The organism is Rhizobacter sp. P3_C12, assembly GCF_056402735.1.
In genome coordinates this window covers 1-18,819 of the sequence record NZ_JBFUGW010000123.1, presented here as the reverse complement: position 1 = coordinate 18,819, position 18,819 = coordinate 1, and the positions used below count along the sequence as shown (strand labels likewise).

Genomic DNA, 18,819 nt, shown 5'->3' with positions numbered 1-18,819 from the left:
TGGACGCTCGGCCACGGCTACGGCGCGCTGAAGGATCCGCGCTTCCACGTGGTGGCCTACGACTACGGCGTCAAGCGCAACATCCTGCGCATGCTCGCCAGCCGCGGCTGCAAGGTGACCGTGGTGCCGGCGCAGACCCCGGCCGCCGAGGTGCTCGCGTACAAGCCCGACGGCATCTTCCTCAGCAACGGCCCCGGCGACCCCGAGCCCTGCGACTACGCGATCGCCGCGACGCGCACGCTGATCGACACCGGCATCCCGACCTTCGGCATCTGCCTGGGCCACCAGATCCTGGCGCTGGCCTCCGGCGCGAAGACCTTCAAGATGAAGTTCGGCCACCACGGCGCGAACCACCCGGTGAAGGACCTGGACAACGGCCGCGTCAGCATCACGAGCCAGAACCACGGCTTCGCGGTCGACGAGGGTAGCCTGCCTGCCAACCTGCGCCCCACGCACGTCAGCCTGTTCGACGGCACGCTGCAGGGGCTGGCGCGCACCGACAAACCCGCTTTCTGCTTCCAGGGCCATCCAGAGGCCTCCCCGGGACCCCATGACATCGGCTACCTGTTCGACCGCTTCACGGCCATGATGGAGAAGAACAATGCCTAAGCGCGCCGACCTCAAATCCATCCTCATCATCGGGGCCGGTCCGATCATCATCGGCCAGGCCTGCGAGTTCGACTACTCCGGCGCACAGGCCTGCAAGGCGCTGCGCGAAGAGGGCTACAAGGTCATCCTCGTCAACAGCAATCCGGCGACGATCATGACCGACCCGGAGATGGCCGACGTCACCTACATCGAGCCGATCACCTGGCAGGTGGTCGAGAAGATCATCGCGAAGGAGCGCCCCGATGCGGTGCTGCCGACGATGGGTGGCCAGACCGCGCTGAACTGCGCACTCGACCTGCACAAGCACGGCGTGCTCGCGAAGTACGGCGTCGAGATGATCGGCGCGAACGAGAAGGCGATCGAGAAGGCCGAGGACCGCCTGAAATTCAAGGACGCGATGACCGGCATCGGCCTGCACTCGGCGCGCTCGGGCATCGCCCACTCGATGGAAGAGGCGCTCTCCGTGCAGAAGCGCATCACCGCCGAGATCGGCGGCACCGGCTTCCCGATGGTGATCCGCCCGAGCTTCACGCTCGGCGGCACTGGCGGCGGCATCGCCTACAACCCGGAAGAGTTCGAGGAGATCTGCAAGCGCGGCCTCGACCTGTCGCCCACCAAGGAACTGCTGATCGAGGAAAGCCTGATCGGCTGGAAAGAGTACGAGATGGAAGTCGTGCGCGACCGCGCCGACAACTGCATCATCGTCTGCTCGATCGAGAACCTCGACCCGATGGGCATCCACACCGGCGACTCGATCACGGTGGCGCCGGCACAGACGCTGAGCGACAAGGAATACCAGCTGCTGCGCAACGCCAGCATCGCGATCCTGCGCGAGATCGGCGTCGACACCGGCGGCTCGAACGTGCAGTTCTCGATCAACCCGGTCGATGGCCGCATGGTCGTGATCGAGATGAACCCGCGCGTCAGCCGCTCGTCGGCGCTGGCCTCGAAGGCCACCGGCTTCCCGATCGCGAAGGTCGCCGCCAAGCTGGCGATCGGCTACACGCTCGATGAGTTGCGCAACGACATCACCGGCGGCGCGACGCCCGCCTCGTTCGAGCCGAGCATCGACTACGTCGTCACGAAGATCCCGCGCTTCGCGTTCGAGAAGTTCCCGGCCGCCGATTCGCGCCTGACGACGCAGATGAAATCGGTCGGCGAGGTGATGGCGATGGGCCGCACCTTCCAGGAGAGCTTCCAGAAGGCGCTGCGTGGCCTCGAGACCGGCATCGACGGGCTGACCGAGCGAAGCACCGACCGCGACGAGATCATTGCCGAGATCGGCGAGGCCGGCCCCGAGCGCATCCTGTACGTCGGCGATGCATTCCGCATCGGCATGAGCCTGCAGGAAGTATTCGAGGAGACCGCGATCGACCCGTGGTTCCTCGCGCAGATCCAGCAGCTGATCAAGTTCGAGCAGGCGCTCGCCGGCCGCACGGTCGCGAGCCTGTCGACCGAGGAACTGCGCTTCCTGAAGCAGAAGGGCTTCTCCGACCGGCGCCTGGCCAAGCTGCTGGGCACGCACCAGCACGAGGTGCGCGAGGCCCGCTGGGCGCAGAACGTGCGCCCGGTCTACAAGCGCGTGGACACCTGCGCCGCCGAGTTCTCGACGCAGACCGCGTACATGTACTCGACCTACGACGAGGAGTGCGAGGCCGAGCCGACCGACCGCAAGAAGATCATGGTGCTGGGCGGTGGCCCGAACCGCATCGGCCAGGGCATCGAGTTCGACTACTGCTGCGTGCATGCCGCGCTCGCGATGCGCGAGGATGGCTACGAGACCATCATGGTCAACTGCAATCCCGAGACCGTGTCGACCGACTACGACACGTCCGACCGCCTGTACTTCGAGCCAGTGACGCTGGAAGACGTGCTGGAGATCGTCGCGAAGGAAAAGCCGGTCGGCGTGATCGTGCAGTACGGCGGCCAGACGCCGCTGAAGCTGGCGCTCGACCTCGAGCGCGCCGGCGTGCCGATCGTCGGCACCTCGCCCGACAGCATCGACATCGCCGAAGACCGCGAGCGCTTCCAGAAGCTGCTGCACGAGCTCGGCCTGAAGCAGCCGCCGAACCGCACCGCGCGCACCGAAGAAGCCGCGAAGACGCTGGCCGCCGAGATCGGCTACCCGCTGGTGGTGCGCCCGAGCTATGTGCTGGGCGGCCGCGCGATGGAAATCGTGCACGGCGAGAAGGACCTCGAGCGCTACATGCGCGAAGCGGTGAAGGTGTCGGAAAAGTCGCCGGTGCTGCTCGACCGCTTCCTCGACGACGCGATCGAGGTCGACGTCGACTGCATCAGCGACGGCGACGAGGTGATGATCGGCGGCATCATGGAGCACGTCGAGCAGGCGGGCATCCACTCGGGCGACTCGGCCTGCTCGCTGCCGCCGTACTCGCTGCCGAAGAGCCTGCAGGACGAACTGCGCCGCCAGACGGTGCTGATGGCCAAGGCGCTGAAGGTCAAGGGCCTGATGAACACGCAGTTCGCGATCCAGGGCGAGGGCGCCGATGCGGTCGTCTACGTGCTCGAGGTCAACCCGCGTGCGTCGCGCACGGTGCCGTTCGTCTCGAAGGCCACCGGCCAGCCGCTCGCGAAGATCGCGGCGCGCTGCATGGTCGGCCAGAAGCTGTCGAGCCAGAAGGATCGCCACGGCAAGCTGCCGCGCGAGGTGATCCCGCCGTACTTCTCGGTGAAGGAAGCGGTGTTCCCGTTCAACAAGTTCCCCGGCGTCGACCCGATCCTCGGCCCGGAGATGCGCTCCACCGGCGAGGTGATGGGTGCGGGCCGCACCTTCGGCGAGGCCATGCTGAAGAGCCAGCTCGGCGCCGGCTCGCGGCTGCCCGACCGCGGCACCGTCTGCATCACCGTGAAGAACGGCGACAAGGCGCGTGCGGTGGTGGTGGCGCGCGACCTGCACCAGCTCGGCTTCCAGGTCGTTGCGACCAAGGGCACGGCCGCGGCCATCGCCGAAGGCGGCGTGCCGGTGAAGGCGGTCAACAAGGTCAAGGACGGCCGCCCCCACATCGTCGACATGGTGAAGGCCGGCGAGATCCAGCTGGTGTTCACGACGGTCGACGAGACGCGCACGGCGATCGCCGATTCGCGCCACATCCGCCAGGCGGCGCTGGCCAACCGGGTGACCTACTACACCAGCATGGCCGGCTGCGAAGCCGCGGTCGAAGGCATGAAGCACCAGGACGATCTGGTCGTGCTTTCCCTGCAAGAGCTGCACCGCGAACTGCACTAAACTTTCTGCAACACATCGGCCGCCGCCGGGCCTCCCGCGAGGGAGAGGGCGGCGGCTTCATTTTTGCCTTCAGGGTTCCACCATGACGACCATCCCCATCACCGTGCGCGGTGCCGAAAAACTCAAGGAGGAACTGCACCGGCTGAAGACGGTGGAGCGCCACGCGATCATCCAGGCCATCGCCGAAGCACGCGCGCAGGGCGACCTGTCGGAGAACGCCGAGTACGAGGCCGCCAAGGACAAGCAGGGTTTCATCGAAGGCCGCATCCTCGAGGTCGAAAGCAAGCTGGCCGCGGCACAGATCATCGACCCGAAGGCGCTGAATGCCGAGGGGCGCGTGGTGTTCGGCGCCACCGTCGAGCTCGAGGACGAGAAGACCGGCAATCCCGTCACGTATCAGATCGTCGGCGAGGATGAAGCCGACCTGAAGGAAGGCCGCATCTCGATCGGCTCCCCGATCGCGCGTGCGTTGATCGGCAAGGTGGCTGGCGACGTGGCCGAGGTGCAGGCGCCGGGCGGCGTCAAGAGCTACGAGATTGTCGAAGTCCGCTACGTCTGACGTGATGACGCCCCAGAAGCTGCAGCGCGCAGCGGGATTCCTGACCGGCCTGTGGGCCGGCGTCCTGCTGGGCGTGGGCTTGATCGGCGCGCCGGCCGGCTTCGCCAGCACGTTTCCCGAGACGGCCGGGCGCATCGCCGGCCGCATGTTCATGCAGGAGGCCTACCTGAGCCTCGGCCTGAGCGTGCTGCTGCTGATGCTGCGCCGCATCTGGCAGATGACGGAGACGCGGCGCAGCGTGCTGGGTGCCGATGCGCTGATGCTGCTGGCCGTCGCCTTCTGCACCGTGCTCGGGTATTTCGGCCTGCAGCCGGTGATGGCAGCCGCGCGGGCGGGGCAGGGCGGCCTGTCCTTCGGCGCGCTGCACGGCATCTCGATGGGCCTGTATGGCGTCAAGACGCTGTTGTTGCTGGTGCTGGCCTGGCGGCTGAACGCGGCCAAGCCGGCCTGAAGGGCTCAGTCGGCGGCCGACTTCTTCAGGCTCGTGATGCGCTTCTTGGCGCGCTTGATCTCGCCGCCGGCGGCGACCCGCTGGTTGCCCAGCACCTTGAGCTTCTTGACCTGCGGGCGGTGGTTGCCGCTCTTCGAGAATTTCAGGATCTTGACGGTGCGCGGCCCCGGCATGCGGTCTTCGCGCTCGGCCTTTTCCTTCGGGGGGATCGGGCGCCACAGCACCAGCAGCTTGCCGATGTGCTGGATCGGGGCGGCGTTCAGCTGGTCGCTGAGCTGCGCAAGGATGGCCTCGCGGGTGTCGCGCTCGTCGGAGAAGACGCGGATCTTGATCAGTCCGTGGGCATTGAGCGCGGCATCGGCTTCCTTGATCACGGCAGGGGTCAGGCCGTCACCACCGATCAGGACGACCGGGTTCAGGTGGTGGGCTTCAGCGCGCTTGTCCTTGCGCTGGGCGGGATTCAGTTCGATGGCAGGCATGTCGGTATTATCGGTTGCAGTGAGCGTAAGCCAATGAAAATCAAGACAAAAAGCAAGAAAGTCAACAAGGCGTGGCTGCACGACCACCTCAACGACACCTACGTGAAGCTGGCCCAGAAAGAGGGCTATCGCGCCCGTGCGGCTTACAAGCTGAAGGAGATCGACGAGGAGCTCAAGCTGATCCGCCCGGGCCAGCTGGTGGTCGACCTGGGCGCCGCGCCGGGGGCCTGGAGCCAGTACGTGCGCCGCAAGTTCGCCCCGAAGGAGGTCGGCGGCCTCGGGGGCGCCGCCGCCGGCGAACTGAACGGCACCATCATCGCGCTCGACATCCTGCCGATCGAGCCGATCGAAGGCGTCGTCTTCTTCCAGGGCGATTTTCGCGAGGATGCGGTGCTGGCGCAGTTGCACGAGCTGGTGGCCGGCCGGCCGGTCGACGTGGTGATTTCCGACATGGCGCCCAACCTGTCGGGCATCGACAGTTCCGATGCGGCCCGCATGGAGCACCTGGTGGAATTGGCGGTCGAATTCGCGCAAAACCATCTGACGCCGAATGGCGCACTGGTCAGCAAGGTTTTCCATGGCAGCGGCCACAGCCAATTGGTCGAGATGTTCAAGAAAACCTTCCGGGTCGTGAAACCGATCAAACCGAAGGCTTCGCGCGACAAATCCTCCGAAACCTTCCTGGTTGGCATCGGTCTCAAGAATCCGGGGATTCAGGTCGATAAGCGTTCGTGAAACCGCATGGGTTGCGTGGACTAGAATCACCCCCAGATGCCGTGGATGCTGGGCACGTCCTGTGCTCGCGCTGAGGATTTATCGCAAGAAGGAGCCGCGGTGAACAATCAATGGTTCTCCAAAGTCGCTGTCTGGCTGGTGATCGCACTCGTGCTGTTCACCGTGTTCAAGCAGTTCGACAAGGGTGCAATGCAAGGCAGCCAGATCGGCTATTCCGACTTCCTGGAGGAAGTGCGCAGCAAGCGGATCAAGAGCGTCCAACTGCAGGAAGGACCCTCCGGAACCGAGATCAAGGCCAAGACCACCGACGACAAGGACCTGCGCACCACCGCAACCTTCCTCGATCGCGGCCTGGTTGGCGACCTGATCAACAACAACGTCAAGTTCGACGTCAAGCCCCGCGAGGAGCCGTCGATCCTGTTGAGCATCCTCGGCTCATGGGGCCCGATGCTGCTGCTGATCGGCGTGTGGATCTACTTCATGCGCCAGATGCAGGGCGGCGGCAAGGGCGGCGCGTTCAGCTTCGGCAAGTCGAAGGCGCGCATGCTCGACGAGGCCAACAACACCACCACCTTCGCCGATGTCGCCGGTTGCGACGAGGCCAAGGAAGAGGTCAAGGAGCTGGTCGACTTCCTGAAGGACCCGCAGAAGTTCCAGAAGCTCGGTGGCCGCATTCCGCGCGGCGTGCTGCTGGTCGGCCCTCCGGGCACCGGCAAGACGCTGCTGGCCAAGGCGATCGCCGGCGAGGCGAAGGTGCCGTTCTTCAGCATCTCGGGCTCCGATTTCGTCGAGATGTTCGTCGGCGTCGGCGCGGCGCGCGTGCGCGACATGTTCGAGCAGGCCAAGAAGAGCGCGCCCTGCATCATCTTCGTCGATGAAATCGACGCGGTCGGCCGCCACCGCGGTGCCGGCCTCGGCGGCGGCAACGACGAGCGCGAGCAGACGCTGAACCAGATGCTGGTCGAGATGGACGGCTTCGAGACCAACCTCGGCGTGATCGTGATGGCGGCCACCAACCGGCCCGACATCCTCGACCCCGCGCTGCTGCGCCCGGGCCGCTTCGACCGCCAGGTCTACGTGACGCTGCCCGACATCCGCGGCCGCGAGCAGATCATCAACGTGCACATGCGCAAGGTGCCGGTCGGTGCCGACATCCGTGCCGACATCCTGGCGCGCGGCACCCCGGGCTTCTCGGGTGCCGACCTGGCCAACCTGGTCAACGAGGCGGCGCTGTTCGCAGCGCGCCGCAACGGCCGGGTCGTCGAGATGATCGACTTCGAGCGCGCCAAGGACAAGATCATGATGGGCGCCGAGCGCAAGTCGATGGTCATGGACGAGGAAGAGCGCCGCAACACCGCGTACCACGAGGCCGGTCACGCGCTGATCGGCCGCATGCTGCCCAAGCTCGACCCGGTGCACAAGGTCACGATCATCCCGCGCGGCCGTGCGCTGGGCGTGACGCTGTCGCTGCCCGAGAAGGACCGCTACAGCTACGACCGCGAGTACATGCTGAACACCATCAGCATGCTGTTCGGCGGCCGCATCGCCGAAGAAGTGTTCATGCACCAGATGACCACCGGCGCGTCGAACGACTTCGAGCGTGCCACCTCGATGGCGCGCGACATGGTCACCCGCTACGGCATGACCGACGAGCTGGGTCCGATGGTCTACGCCGAGAACGAGAGCGAGGTCTTCCTGGGCCGCTCGGTGACCAAGCAGGTCAACGTGTCCGAGCAGACGATGCAGAAGGTCGACGACGTGATCCGCCGCATCATCGACGAGCAGTACGCGATCGCCCGCAAGCTGATCGAGGACAACCAGGACAAGATGCACGCGATGGCGAAGGCGCTGCTCGAATGGGAAACCATCGACGCCGACCAGATCGACGACATCATGGGCGACCGCCCGCCGCGCCCGCCGAAGGACTGGAGTTCCAGTTCCGGCAAGCCGAGCGGCCCGACGCCGCCGGTCAAGCCGGACGGCGCACCGGCCGCGGCCTGAGCGTATCGATGCGGTTCAGACGACGGGGCTTCGGCCCCGTTTTTCATGGTTGAGCAGGAGGACCCTGCGATGCACTGGCAGACCACCCGCTTCTCGATCGACCTGACGCGCCCGCGCGTGATGGGCATCGTCAACATCACGCCCGATTCGTTCTCCGACGGTGGGCAGCATGCGAGCACGAAGGCCGCGCTGGCGCACTGCGAGCAGCTGTTGAAGGACGGTGCCGACATCCTCGACCTCGGTGCCGAATCGAGCCGGCCCGGCGCCGATGCGGTGCCGGTGGCCGACGAACTGGCGCGGCTGCTGCCGGTGCTGCGCGAGGCACTGCGGCTGCAGGTGCCGCTGTCGATCGACACCTACAAGACCGAGGTGATGCGCGCCGCGCTCGACCTGGGCGCCGACATCGTCAACGACATCTTCGCGCTGCAGGCACCGGGTGCCGAGGCAGTGGTGGCTGCGCACCCCCGCTGCGGCATCTGCCTGATGCACGCCCAGGGCGAGCCGAAATCGATGCAGGTGGCGCCGCGCTATGACGATGTGGTCGCCGAGGTGCGCGATTTCCTCGCCGGCCGTGGTGCCGCGCTGGCGCAGCGCGGGGTTGCCGCCGAGCGCATCGTGATCGATCCGGGCATCGGCTTCGGCAAGACCGTCGCGCACAACTTCGCGTTGCTGGCGCGCCAGCAGGAGCTGCTGCAGCTCGGCTACCCGCTGCTGGCGGGCTGGTCGCGCAAGAGCAGCCTGGGGGCGATCACCGGGCGGCCGGTCGGCGAGCGGCTGGTCGCGAGCGTGGCGGCAGCGCTGGCGGCCGTCCAGAACGGTGCGCGCGTGTTGCGGGTCCACGACGTCACCCCCACAGTGGACGCCCTCAAGGTGTGGGGTGCCGCCGGGCTGATCGATGGCGGCGGCCGCTAGTTGCCGCAAAATCCCGTCCTCACAGATCCTGGGCGTGGAGACAAGCGCATGAGCAGAACCTATTTCGGCACCGACGGCATCCGCGGAACCGTCGGCCAATCGCCGATCACCCCCGATTTCATGCTGCGCCTCGGCCATGCCGTCGGCCGGGTGTTGAAGGCCGACATTGCCAAGCCGACGGTGCTGATCGGCAAGGACACGCGGATCTCCGGCTACATGATCGAATCGGCCCTCGAAGCCGGCTTCGCGTCGGCCGGCGTCGACGTGCTGCTCACCGGCCCGCTGCCGACCCCGGGCGTGGCGTATCTCACGCGCGCGCTGCGGCTGGACCTCGGTGTCGTGATCAGCGCCTCGCACAACGCCTACCCCGACAACGGCATCAAGTTCTTCTCGGCACGTGGCGAGAAGCTGCCCGACGAGTGGGAGCAGCGCGTCGAGGCGGCGCTGGAGGAGCCCGCGCAATGGGTCGACTCGGCCCAGCTCGGCAAGGCGCGCCGGCTCGAGGCGGCGCGCGGGCGCTACGTCGAGTTCTGCAAGAGCACCTTCAGCAACGACCTGTCGCTGAAGGGCCTGAAGATCGTCGTCGATGCGGCGCACGGGGCGGGCTACCAATCCGGGCCCGACGTGTTCCACGAACTGGGCGCCGAGGTCATCGCGATCGGCTGCAACCCCGACGGCCTCAACATCAACGCCGGCTTCGGTGCCACCGCGCCGGCCGCCCTGGTCAAGGCGGTGCGCGAGAACCAGGCGGACTATGGGGTCGCGCTCGATGGCGATGCCGACCGCCTGCAGCTGGTCGATGCCGACGGCCGCCTCTACAACGGCGACGAGCTGCTCTACGTGATGGTGGCCGACCGCCTGGCGCAGGGCCAGCGCGTGCCCGGGGCGGTGGGCACGCTGATGACCAACATGGCGGTCGAGGTGGCGCTGAAGGCGCAGGACATCGAGTTCGTGCGCGCCAAGGTCGGCGACCGCTACGTGCTCGAAGAGCTGGCCGCGCGCGGCTGGCTGCTGGGCGGGGAGGGCTCGGGCCACCTGCTGGCGCTCGACAAGCACACCACCGGCGACGGCATCGTCAGCGCGCTGCAGGTGCTGCAGGCGGTGAGCCGCAGCGGCAAGTCGCTGGCCCAGCTGGTCGAGGCGGTGACGCTGTTCCCGCAGGTGCTGGTGAACGTGCGGCTGAAGCCCGGGCAGGACTGGAAGTCCGCGCCGAAGCTGGCCGAGGCGCAGGCTGCCGTGCTGCGCGAGCTGGGCAACGACGGCCGCCTGCTGATCCGCCCATCCGGCACCGAACCGCTGGTGCGCGTGATGGTCGAGGCCCGCGACGCCGCGCAGGCCAAGGCCTGCGCCGAGCGCCTGGCGGATACCTTGCGCGCCTGAGGCTTACTTCGCGGCCGGAATGAACACGCGGTCGACGATCTGAACGACGCCGTTGCTGGCCTTCAGGTCGGCCTGCGTCACGACGGCGTCCTCGACCGTCACGAACGTGCCGGATTTCGACAGCGCGAGGTTGCCGCCCTGCAGCGTCTTGGCCGGGCCGTTCTTGATGTCGGCCGAGGTCAGCTGGCCGGGCACCACGTGGTAGTTCAGCAGGGCGACCAGCGCAGCCTTGTCCTTGGCCAGGTTTTCCATCGTCTTCGCCGGCACGGCCTTGAACGCGTCGTTGCTCGGCGCGAACACGGTGTACGGGCCGGGGCCGCTCAGCGTGGCGGCGAGGCCGGCGTCGCCGATCAGCTTGTTCAGCGTCGACAGCTCGGGCGTCGTCGCGGCGACTTCGGCGACGGTCTTCGGGGCCGGGGTGGTGGCACAGCCGGCGGCCAGCAGGGTCAGCGCGGAGGTGGCGGCGATCAGCCAGGTTCTCTTGTTCATCGAAGGGGTCCTTCAGGGGTTGGGATGGCTGGCGGGCAGCATATGGATCGCATGTGACAGGGCCGTGAATCCTTCATGACAACCCGGTTTGCCGGGCGTCAGCGCCAATTTCGCGGCTGCCGGCCAGGCTGGATGACAGCGGTGTCACCGCCTTGTCACACAGGACTTTTACAGTCCCGGGCATTCCTCCAGCCAGTACCTGAAAGGTGCGCCCCATGAACCTCAAGTCGTTCCGGTCCGTTGCCACCCTGGTGGCTGTCAGCGCGGTGTCGTCGATCGCCTTCGCTCAAGACATCACCGGCGCCGGTGCCACGTTCCCGGCTCCGCTGTACGCCAAGTGGGCCGAGGCCTACAACAAGGCCAGCGGCGCCCGCATCAACTACCAATCGGTCGGCTCGGGCGCAGGCCTGAAGCAGATCCGCTCGAAGACCGTCGACTTCGGCGCCTCCGACATGCCGCTGAAGGACGACGAGCTCGCCAAGGACGGCCTGGTGCAGTTCCCCACCGTGATCGGCGGCGTCGTGCCGGTCGTCAACATCAAGGGCATCCAGCCCGGCCAGATCAAGCTGACCGGTCAGGCGCTCGGCGACATCTACCTCGGCAAGGTCACCAAGTGGAACGACCCGTCGCTGGCCGCGCTGAACCCCGGCGTGCCGCTGCCGGACGCCGCGATCTCGGTGGTGCGCCGCGCCGACGGCTCGGGCACCAGCTTCATCTTCACGAACTACCTGTCGAAGGTGAACGCCGAGTGGAAGGACAAGGTCGGTGAGGGCACCGCCGTCAACTGGCCGACCGGCGCAGGCGGCAAGGGCAACGAAGGCGTCTCGTCGTACGTGCAGCGCCTGCCGAACTCGATCGGCTACGTCGAGTACGCCTACGCGAAGCAGAACAAGATGTCGTACGTGCAGCTGAAGAACAAGGACGGCAACTTCGTGTCGCCGGACGACGTGAACTTCAAGGCCGCCGCGGCCGGTGCCGACTGGAGCAAGACCTTCTACCAGGTGCTGACCGAGCAGGCCGGCAAGGATGCCTGGCCGCTGACCGGCGCGACCTTCATCATGATGCAGAAGTCGCAGGACAAGCCGGTGCAGGCCACCAACTCGCTGAAGTTCTTCGACTGGGCCTACGCCAACGGCGACAAGATGGCTGCCGATCTCGAATACGTCTCGCTGCCCGACGCGGTGAAGGCGCTGGTCCGCAAGCAATGGGGCGAGATCAAGGACGCTTCGGGCAAGGCCGTCGCGGTCAAGTAATTCCCGCTGCTCACTCACGGCGGCGAGCACCTCCGGGTCTCGCCGCCCTCGCCTGGATGGAGGAAACGTGGCCGCTACACTCCCCGCATCGCACTACAACAAAGACGAGATGCAACGCTCCGATCCCCTGGGGCAGCCGCCCTCGGCCCGCCGTTCTGCACCGTGGGCCGACACGGTCTTCTCGCTGCTGGCGCACGGCGCCGCCATTCTCACGCTGCTGCTGCTCGCCGGCATCATCGTCTCGCTGGTGATCGGCGCCGCGCCGGCCATCCGCGAGTACGGCCTGAGCTTCCTGTGGCGCAGCGAATGGGATCCGGTGAAGGATCAGTACGGCGGCCTCGTGATGATCTACGGCACGCTCGCCACCTCGGCGATCGCGCTGCTGATCGCGGTGCCGGTGAGCTTCGGCATCGCGCTGTTCCTGACCGAGCTGTCGCCGAACTGGCTGCGCCGCCCGCTGGGCGTCGCGATCGAGTTGCTGGCCGCGGTGCCGTCGATCGTCTACGGCATGTGGGGCCTGCTGGTGTTCAGCCCGGTGCTGTCGGAGTACGTGCAGCAGCCGCTGCAGCGCGTGCTCGGCGACGTGCCGTTCTTCAAGGGCCTGGTCTCGGGCGCGCCGGTGGGCATCGGCATCCTGTCGGCCGGCATCATCCTCGCGATCATGATCATCCCGTTCATCGCCGCGGTGATGCGCGACGTGTTCGAGGTCACGCCGGCGATGCTGAAGGAATCGGCCTACGGGCTCGGCTCCTCCACCTGGGAGGTGGTCTTCCGCGTCGTGCTGCCGTACACCAAGAYCGGCGTCATCGGCGGCATCATGCTGGGGCTGGGCCGCGCGCTCGGCGAGACGATGGCGGTCACCTTCGTGATCGGCAACGCGAACCAGCTGAACGGGCCGTCGCTGTTCGAAGCCGCCAACAGCATCACCTCGGTGCTGGCCAACGAATTCGCCGAGGCGAGCGAGGGCCTGCACCAGGCCTCGCTGCTGTACCTCGCGCTGGTGCTGTTCTTCATCACCTTCGTGGTGCTGTCGATGTCCAAGCTGCTGCTCGCGCAGCTCAAGAAGGGTGAAGGGGGCCGCTCATGAGCGCCGTGATCGATGCCGGCCGCCTGGCCAAGGCGCGCAGCCGCCGCCGTATCAACGCGGTGGCCCTCACCCTGTCGATGGCCGCGATGGCCTTCGGCCTGTTCTGGCTGATCTGGATCCTGATCGAGACCTTCCGGCTCGGCGTCGGTGGCCTCACCTGGACGGTGCTGACCGAGATGACGCCGGCCCCGCAGGCCGAGATCGGCGGCCTCGCCAATGCGATCTACGGCTCGATGCTGATGGTGTCGCTGGCCACGCTGGTTGGTACGCCGATCGGCGTGCTCGCGGGCATCTACCTGGCCGAGTACGGACAGAAGACCTGGCTGGGTAGCGCCACGCGCTTCATCAACGACATCCTGCTGTCGGCGCCGTCGATCGTGATCGGCCTGTTCATCTACGCGGTGATCGTCGCGCGCTTCAAGACCTACTCCGGCTATGCCGGCGTGCTGGCCCTGGCGCTGATCGTGATCCCGGTCGTGATCCGCACCACCGAGAACATGCTGTCGCTGATCCCGCATGCGCTGCGCGAGGCGGCCTATGCGCTCGGCACGCCGAAGTGGAAGGTGATCTCCAGCGTCACGCTGAAGGCGGCCCGCGCCGGCGTGATGACCGGCGTGCTGCTCGCCTTCGCCCGCATCGCCGGCGAGACCGCGCCGCTGCTGTTCAYCGCGCTGTCGAACCAGTTCTGGTCGAGCAACCTGTCGGGGCCGATGGCCAACCTGCCGGTCACGATCTTCAAGTTCGCGATGAGCCCGTACGAGAACTGGCAGAAGCTCGCCTGGGCCGGCGTGTTCCTGATCACCCTCGGCGTGCTCGCGCTGAACATCTTTGCCCGTGTGGTCTTCCGCAACAAGCACTAGAGAACCAGAAAGAACGACATGGACGTCAAAGTCGAACTCCCGGTGACCGAGAAGGCCAAGATCTCGGTGCGCAACCTGAACTTCTATTACGGCAGCTTCCATGCGCTGAAGCGCATCAACCTCGACATCCCCGAGAAGAAGGTCACCGCCTTCATCGGCCCGTCGGGCTGCGGCAAGTCGACGCTGCTGCGCACCTTCAACCGCATGTTCGAGCTCTACCCCGAGCAGCGCGCCGAAGGCGAGATCCTGGTCGACGGCGAGAACGTGCTGAAGAGCAAGCAGGACGTCTCGCTGGTGCGCGCCAAGATCGGCATGGTGTTCCAGAAGCCGACGCCGTTCCCGATGTCGATCTACGACAACATCGCGTTCGGCGTGAAGCTGTTCGAGACCCTGCCGCGCGTCGAGATGGACGAGCGCGTCGAATGGGCGCTCAAGAAGGCCGCGCTGTGGAACGAGGTGAAGGACAAGCTGGCGCAGAGCGGCTCCGGCCTCTCCGGCGGCCAGCAGCAGCGGCTGTGCATCGCGCGCGGCATCGCGATCAAGCCCGAGGTGCTGCTGCTCGACGAGCCGTGCTCGGCGCTCGACCCGATCTCCACCGGCAAGATCGAGGAGCTGATCCACGAGCTGAAGAACGACTACACCGTCGTCATCGTCACGCACAACATGCAGCAGGCGGCGCGTTGCTCCGACTACACCGCTTACATGTACCTCRGCGACCTGATCGAGTTCGGCGTCACGTCGGACCTGTTCATGAAGCCGAAGAAGAAAGACACTGAAGACTACATCACCGGCCGGTTCGGTTGAGCGGAGGAAGCACCATGACGGACAAGCACCTTTCCACCCAGTTCGACACCGAACTCAGCGGCATCTCGACGCGCGTGCTCGAGATGGGCGGCCTGGTCGAGTCGCAGGTCGCGCAGGCGGTCTACGCGCTGACCAACTTCAGCGGCGACATCGCGAGCGACGTGCTGCGCAACGAAGAGCGCGTCAACGCGATGGAGATGGAGATCGACCGCGACCTGTCGAGCATCATCGCCCGGCGCCAGCCGACGGCGCGCGACCTGCGCCTGCTGATCGCGATCTCGAAGACCATCGCCAACCTGGAGCGCGTCGGCGACGAGGCGGCCCGCATCGCGCGCACCGTGCAGCGGCTGATCAACACCGGCGTGTCGAGCCGGCTGCGCCTGCCGGTCAACGACCTGGCCTTCGAGGCCGAGCTGGCGGTGGCCCAGCTGCGCAAGGCGCTTGACGCCTTCGCGCGGCTCGACACCGCGAAGGCCCTCGAGGTGCTGAAGCAGGACGACCAGATCGACCAGGAATTCGACGGCCTGATGCGCAAGCTCATCACCTACATGATGGAAGACCCGCGCACCATCTCGTCGAGCATCGACCTGGTGTTCGTCGCCAAGGCGATCGAGCGCGTGGGCGACCATGCGAAGAACCTCGCCGAGGTCATCATCTACGTGGTGATGGGCACCGACGTGCGCCACAACTCGCTCGAGAACGTCGAGTCGATGGTGCGATGACGCGAACTGCTGCAAAGGGGATCCAACGATGAGCCAGGTGCTGGTGGTCGAAGACGAATCGGCAATCGCCGAGCTGATGTCCATCAACCTGCGCCATGCGGGCTACGAGGTGGTGGTGGCGGCGACGGCCGACGAGGCGCTGGTGCAGGTCGACCGCGTGCTGCCCGACCTGGTGGTGCTCGACTGGATGCTGCCCGGCGAATCCGGCATCACGCTCGCGAAGCGCTGGCGCTCGCAACCGCGCACCCGCGAGCTGCCGATCATCATGCTGACCGCGCGCGCCGCCGAATCCGACAAGATCTCGGGCCTGGACGCCGGTGCCGACGACTACCTGACCAAGCCGTTCTCGACGCACGAGCTGATGGCGCGCATCCGTGCGGTGCTGCGCCGCAAGGCGCCCGAGGCGCTCGACTCGGCGGTCGAGGTCGGCCCGCTGAAGCTCGACCCGGCGACGCGCCGCGTCTCGCGCGAAGGCCATGAGGTTCGCGTCGGCCCGACCGAGTTCCGCCTGCTGCATTTCTTCATGACGCACCCGGAGCGCGTGCACAGCCGCTCGCAGCTGCTCGACCGCGTCTGGGGCGACCATGTCTTCATCGAGGAGCGCACGGTCGACGTGCACGTCAAGCGCCTGCGCGAGGCGCTGAACCCGGTCAACTGCTCGCAGATGATCGAGACCGTCCGCGGCGCGGGCTACCGGCTGACGCAGCAGGTGCAGTCGCAGTCGCTGTCGGCCTGAGCCTGCCTGCCCTCGGCCTGACACGGACCTGATGCGATGAACTGGCTGCTGCCGCGCTTCCTGGCCGGCGTCCTCGCGATGGCGGTCGGTGGCGGGCTCGGCCATGTGCTGGGCGAGATGGTGCATGCGCCGCTGGTCGGCCTGTGGCTCGGCACGCTGCTCGGTGCGAGCGCGGTCGCGCTGATCGACGCGGTGCGCGGCTACCGGCTGATGCGCTGGCTCAGCGGCTCGCTCGAGGGCTCGGCCCCGCGCGACACCGGCTTCTGGGGCGAGATGGGCTACCGCATCGAGCGCGCCGTGGTGGCGCGCGACCGCACGGTGAGCCGCGAGCAGGGGCGCCTGGCGCATTTCCTGTCGGCCATCGAGGCCTCGCCGAACGGCGTGCTGCTGCTCGACGAGAACGACCAGATCGAATGGTGCAACTCGGTGGCGGCCGACCACTTCGGGCTCGACCCGGTGCGCGACAAGCGCCAGCGCGTGACCAACCTCGTGCGTGCGCCGGTCTTCGTCAGCTACCTGCAGGCCGGCGCCTTCGACCAGGCGGTGACGGTGCCCGACCTGCGCAGCCGCGGCACGCTGTCGGTCTACATCCGGCCCTACGGCGACGGCCTGAAGCTGGTGCTGTCGCTCGACATCACCGAGCGCGAGCGCTCCGAGGGCATGCGGCGCGATTTCGTCGCCAACGTCTCGCACGAGATCCGCACGCCGCTGACGGTGCTGTCGGGCTTCATCGAGACCATGAGCAACCTGCCGCTGACCGAGGTCGAGCGCCGCCGCGTGCTGACGCTGATGGGGCAGCAGACGCAGCGCATGCAGACGCTGGTGGCCGACCTGCTGACGCTCGCGCAGCTCGAAGGCAGCCCGCGCCCGCCGAGCGACCGCTGGGTGGCCGTCAGCAAGCTGTTCGGCCAGGCGCAGGCCGATGCGAGCGCGCTGTCGATGGGGCGCCACCAGCTGAGCTTCTCCGGCGCCGATGCGGCGCAACTCGCTGGCAGCGAAAGCGAGCTGATGAGCGCGGTCGGCAACCTGGTGACGAATGCGGTGCGCTACACGCCGGAAGGCGGGCGCATCACGGTGAACTGGCGGGTGCGCGAGGATGGTGCCGGCGAGGTGGCGGTCAGCGACACCGGCCCGGGCATCGCGCGCGAGCACCTGCCGCGGCTGACCGAGCGCTTCTACCGCGTCGACGGCAGCCGCTCGCGCGACACCGGCGGCACCGGGCTCGGGCTGTCGATCGTCAAGCACGTGGTGCAGCGGCACGGCGGCGAGCTCGACATCCACAGCGAGATCGGCAAGGGCTCGCGCTTCTGCCTGGTGCTGCCGGCGGCGCGGGTGCGCTTCCTGGAGCCGGCGCCGGATCCTCGCCGAAGCGTGCCGCAGGTTCAAGACTCGTAGCCCGGATGCCAATCCGGGTGCGGCTTTTCCCGGAATGTCTTCCGGGCTACGGTCCGCGGCGGTAGACCGCGGCCACCTCGTCGCTGTCCGAGGGGCGCAACTCCCGCGTGACCAGCTGCCAGCCCTGCGGGGCCGGCGCCTGGCGGCGCAAGGTCTCCATCACGATCAGGAACTCGCACAGCGTGCGGTCGGGTGCCTGCGTCGCGTCGACGCGGTAGCCGCCGAAGTACTCCAGCGCCACCAGCTGCGCGCGGCTGAGGCCGGGCGCTGCGATGCACACGTCGCTCGGCACATGGCGCGCGATGCGCGTCACCAGCGGGCGGTAGCTGCGCGCGTAGTCGAAGAGCGGCAGCCCGAGCGTCATCAGCAGCGACCAGCACAGCGCGACGCCGCTGGCCGGCAGCACCAGGCTCTTCCACAGCGGATGGCGGTGCCGCCCGGTGCGCCACTTCACCAGCCACAGCCAGGCCAGCGTGGCCGCGATGGCCGTCAGCAGCGCCAGCAGCGAGAAGTTCGGGATGAAGCCCGGCGCCAGCCGCGCGACGTTGGCCGCCGGCTTGGCCGGCACGCCGGTGTAGACCGACGCATAGACGACCCAGATCGCGAGCGCCCAGACGCTGAAGAAGAACACCGAGAACCAGTCCATCGCGGCCGAGGTGCCGCGGTGCAGCGTCGGCAGCGCGAACGCCGCCAGCACCGCGAGCGGCGGCAGGCCGAGCATCAGCGCGCGGTCGGAGCCGCCCATCGCGAGGCAGGCGATCACGCTCACGAGCACGCAGCCGAGCGGCGCGGTGATGTGCCGGTTCAGCCACTGCGCGCGCCAGCGCCACAGCGTCCAGAACGCGAGCAGCCAGCCCGGCCACATGAACCAGACGAAGAGCTTGCCCAGGCTCACGAAATCGCTCGCCTCGACGTAGCCATCGAGCCGCCAGGCCCAGGCGCCGAGCAGGGTCGCGACCAGCAGCCCCAGCACGCCGCCGGCGGCGATCCACAGCGTGAAGCGGCGTGCCGGCTCGTAGCTCGAGCGGCCACAGACGATGCCGCCGGTGACGGCGAGCAGCGCCCCGATCATCGGCGCCCCGCTGGCTGCGAGCGCCGGC

Annotated in this window: 17 protein-coding genes and 1 pseudogene; 15 read left to right on the top strand and 3 right to left on the bottom strand. The window is 67.4% G+C overall.

What is annotated here, in order from left to right:
• From AC1DXV_RS18995 to AC1DXV_RS18980, 4 genes are all read left to right on the top strand, one after another.
• A partial coding sequence (locus tag AC1DXV_RS18995) for a carbamoyl phosphate synthase small subunit (RefSeq protein WP_477934976.1) occupies positions 1–609 on the top strand: 609 nt, incomplete at its 5' end.
• The gene (carB, locus tag AC1DXV_RS18990; RefSeq protein WP_477934974.1) at positions 602–3,856 is read left to right on the top strand and encodes a carbamoyl-phosphate synthase large subunit; all 3,255 of its coding nucleotides are present in this window, start codon (positions 602–604) and stop codon (positions 3,854–3,856) included. The genes AC1DXV_RS18995 and carB, both read left to right, overlap by 8 nt.
• Before the next feature lie 82 nt (positions 3,857–3,938).
• Entirely contained in the window at positions 3,939–4,415 is a 477-nt protein-coding gene (gene greA / locus AC1DXV_RS18985; RefSeq protein WP_047588675.1) for a transcription elongation factor GreA, read from the top strand.
• 4 nt (positions 4,416–4,419) lie between these two features.
• A complete protein-coding gene (locus tag AC1DXV_RS18980) occupies positions 4,420–4,866 on the top strand; it encodes a DUF4149 domain-containing protein (RefSeq protein WP_477868962.1) in 447 nt (148 codons plus the stop codon).
• 5 nt (positions 4,867–4,871) lie between these two features.
• Here AC1DXV_RS18980 and AC1DXV_RS18975 read toward each other — a convergent pair whose 3' ends face one another.
• Complete coding sequence (locus AC1DXV_RS18975; RefSeq protein ID WP_047511520.1) at positions 4,872–5,345, bottom strand: YhbY family RNA-binding protein; 474 nt, start codon at positions 5,343–5,345, stop codon at positions 4,872–4,874.
• A gap of 33 nt (positions 5,346–5,378) precedes the next feature.
• Here AC1DXV_RS18975 and AC1DXV_RS18970 point away from each other — a divergent pair, with 33 nt between their 5' ends.
• The 4 genes from AC1DXV_RS18970 to glmM all read left to right on the top strand — a co-directional run bounded on the left by AC1DXV_RS18970 (position 5,379) and on the right by glmM (position 10,373).
• Positions 5,379–6,080: an RlmE family RNA methyltransferase gene (locus AC1DXV_RS18970; RefSeq protein WP_477868960.1), complete on the top strand. Its 702-nt coding sequence runs from the start codon at positions 5,379–5,381 to the stop codon at positions 6,078–6,080.
• Between the two features lie 99 nt (positions 6,081–6,179).
• A complete protein-coding gene (gene ftsH / locus AC1DXV_RS18965; protein WP_047511524.1) occupies positions 6,180–8,081 on the top strand; it encodes an ATP-dependent zinc metalloprotease FtsH in 1,902 nt (633 codons plus the stop codon).
• A 69-nt stretch (positions 8,082–8,150) separates the two neighbouring features.
• The gene (gene folP, locus AC1DXV_RS18960) at positions 8,151–8,993 is read left to right on the top strand and encodes a dihydropteroate synthase (RefSeq protein ID WP_477934971.1); all 843 of its coding nucleotides are present in this window, start codon (positions 8,151–8,153) and stop codon (positions 8,991–8,993) included.
• Between the two features lie 48 nt (positions 8,994–9,041).
• The gene (glmM, locus tag AC1DXV_RS18955; protein WP_477874001.1) at positions 9,042–10,373 is read left to right on the top strand and encodes a phosphoglucosamine mutase; all 1,332 of its coding nucleotides are present in this window, start codon (positions 9,042–9,044) and stop codon (positions 10,371–10,373) included.
• Positions 10,374–10,376: 3 nt separating this feature from the next.
• Here the strand turns inward: glmM and AC1DXV_RS18950 are convergent, their stop codons facing one another.
• A complete protein-coding gene (locus AC1DXV_RS18950) occupies positions 10,377–10,862 on the bottom strand; it encodes a fasciclin domain-containing protein (protein ID WP_477934969.1) in 486 nt (161 codons plus the stop codon).
• Between the two features lie 215 nt (positions 10,863–11,077).
• On the opposite strand from AC1DXV_RS18950, the gene pstS reads away from it, so the two are divergent.
• The 7 genes from pstS to phoR all read left to right on the top strand — a co-directional run bounded on the left by pstS (position 11,078) and on the right by phoR (position 17,719).
• Positions 11,078–12,115: a phosphate ABC transporter substrate-binding protein PstS gene (pstS, locus tag AC1DXV_RS18945; protein ID WP_477870980.1), complete on the top strand. Its 1,038-nt coding sequence runs from the start codon at positions 11,078–11,080 to the stop codon at positions 12,113–12,115.
• 109 nt (positions 12,116–12,224) lie between these two features.
• On the top strand, positions 12,225–13,202 hold the full coding sequence (gene pstC, locus AC1DXV_RS18940) for a phosphate ABC transporter permease PstC (protein ID WP_477934968.1): 978 nt from the start codon (positions 12,225–12,227) through the stop codon (positions 13,200–13,202).
• Complete coding sequence (gene pstA, locus AC1DXV_RS18935) at positions 13,199–14,062, top strand: phosphate ABC transporter permease PstA (RefSeq protein WP_477934966.1); 864 nt, start codon at positions 13,199–13,201, stop codon at positions 14,060–14,062. The genes pstC and pstA overlap by 4 nt, the downstream gene beginning before the upstream one ends.
• Positions 14,063–14,080: 18 nt before the next feature.
• Positions 14,081–14,866 carry a phosphate ABC transporter ATP-binding protein PstB gene (gene pstB, locus AC1DXV_RS18930; RefSeq protein ID WP_477934964.1) on the top strand — a complete coding sequence of 262 codons (786 nt, stop codon included), beginning with the start codon at positions 14,081–14,083 and terminating at the stop codon, positions 14,864–14,866.
• A 14-nt stretch (positions 14,867–14,880) separates the two neighbouring features.
• Complete coding sequence (phoU, locus tag AC1DXV_RS18925) at positions 14,881–15,588, top strand: phosphate signaling complex protein PhoU (protein ID WP_047511540.1); 708 nt, start codon at positions 14,881–14,883, stop codon at positions 15,586–15,588.
• Between the two features lie 28 nt (positions 15,589–15,616).
• Positions 15,617–16,324 (top strand): phosphate regulon transcriptional regulator PhoB, encoded by a 708-nt coding sequence (phoB, locus tag AC1DXV_RS18920; protein WP_477872280.1) that lies wholly within the window; start codon positions 15,617–15,619, stop codon positions 16,322–16,324.
• Between the two features lie 36 nt (positions 16,325–16,360).
• Entirely contained in the window at positions 16,361–17,719 is a 1,359-nt protein-coding gene (gene phoR, locus AC1DXV_RS18915; protein WP_477872278.1) for a phosphate regulon sensor histidine kinase PhoR, read from the top strand.
• 46 nt (positions 17,720–17,765) lie between these two features.
• On the opposite strand, the pseudogene AC1DXV_RS18910 reads toward phoR, so the two are convergent.
• Positions 17,766–18,819, bottom strand: a pseudogene (locus tag AC1DXV_RS18910) (hypothetical protein); the annotation flags it as partial.

Bases quoted from the DNA above. Each gene is read 5' to 3' on its own strand.
- carB (WP_477934974.1), top strand. From the start codon at position 602: ATGCCTAAGCGCGCCGACCTCAAATCCATCCTCATCATCGGGGCCGGT.
- greA (WP_047588675.1), top strand. From the start codon at position 3,939: ATGACGACCATCCCCATCACCGTGCGCGGTGCCGAAAAACTCAAGGAG.
- AC1DXV_RS18980 (WP_477868962.1), top strand. From the start codon at position 4,420: ATGACGCCCCAGAAGCTGCAGCGCGCAGCGGGATTCCTGACCGGCCTG.
- AC1DXV_RS18975 (WP_047511520.1), bottom strand. From the start codon at position 5,345: ATGCCTGCCATCGAACTGAATCCCGCCCAGCGCAAGGACAAGCGCGCT.
- AC1DXV_RS18970 (WP_477868960.1), top strand. From the start codon at position 5,379: ATGAAAATCAAGACAAAAAGCAAGAAAGTCAACAAGGCGTGGCTGCAC.
- folP (WP_477934971.1), top strand. From the start codon at position 8,151: ATGCACTGGCAGACCACCCGCTTCTCGATCGACCTGACGCGCCCGCGC.
- glmM (WP_477874001.1), top strand. From the start codon at position 9,042: ATGAGCAGAACCTATTTCGGCACCGACGGCATCCGCGGAACCGTCGGC.
- AC1DXV_RS18950 (WP_477934969.1), bottom strand. From the start codon at position 10,862: ATGAACAAGAGAACCTGGCTGATCGCCGCCACCTCCGCGCTGACCCTG.
- pstS (WP_477870980.1), top strand. From the start codon at position 11,078: ATGAACCTCAAGTCGTTCCGGTCCGTTGCCACCCTGGTGGCTGTCAGC.
- phoU (WP_047511540.1), top strand. From the start codon at position 14,881: ATGACGGACAAGCACCTTTCCACCCAGTTCGACACCGAACTCAGCGGC.
- phoB (WP_477872280.1), top strand. From the start codon at position 15,617: ATGAGCCAGGTGCTGGTGGTCGAAGACGAATCGGCAATCGCCGAGCTG.
- phoR (WP_477872278.1), top strand. From the start codon at position 16,361: ATGAACTGGCTGCTGCCGCGCTTCCTGGCCGGCGTCCTCGCGATGGCG.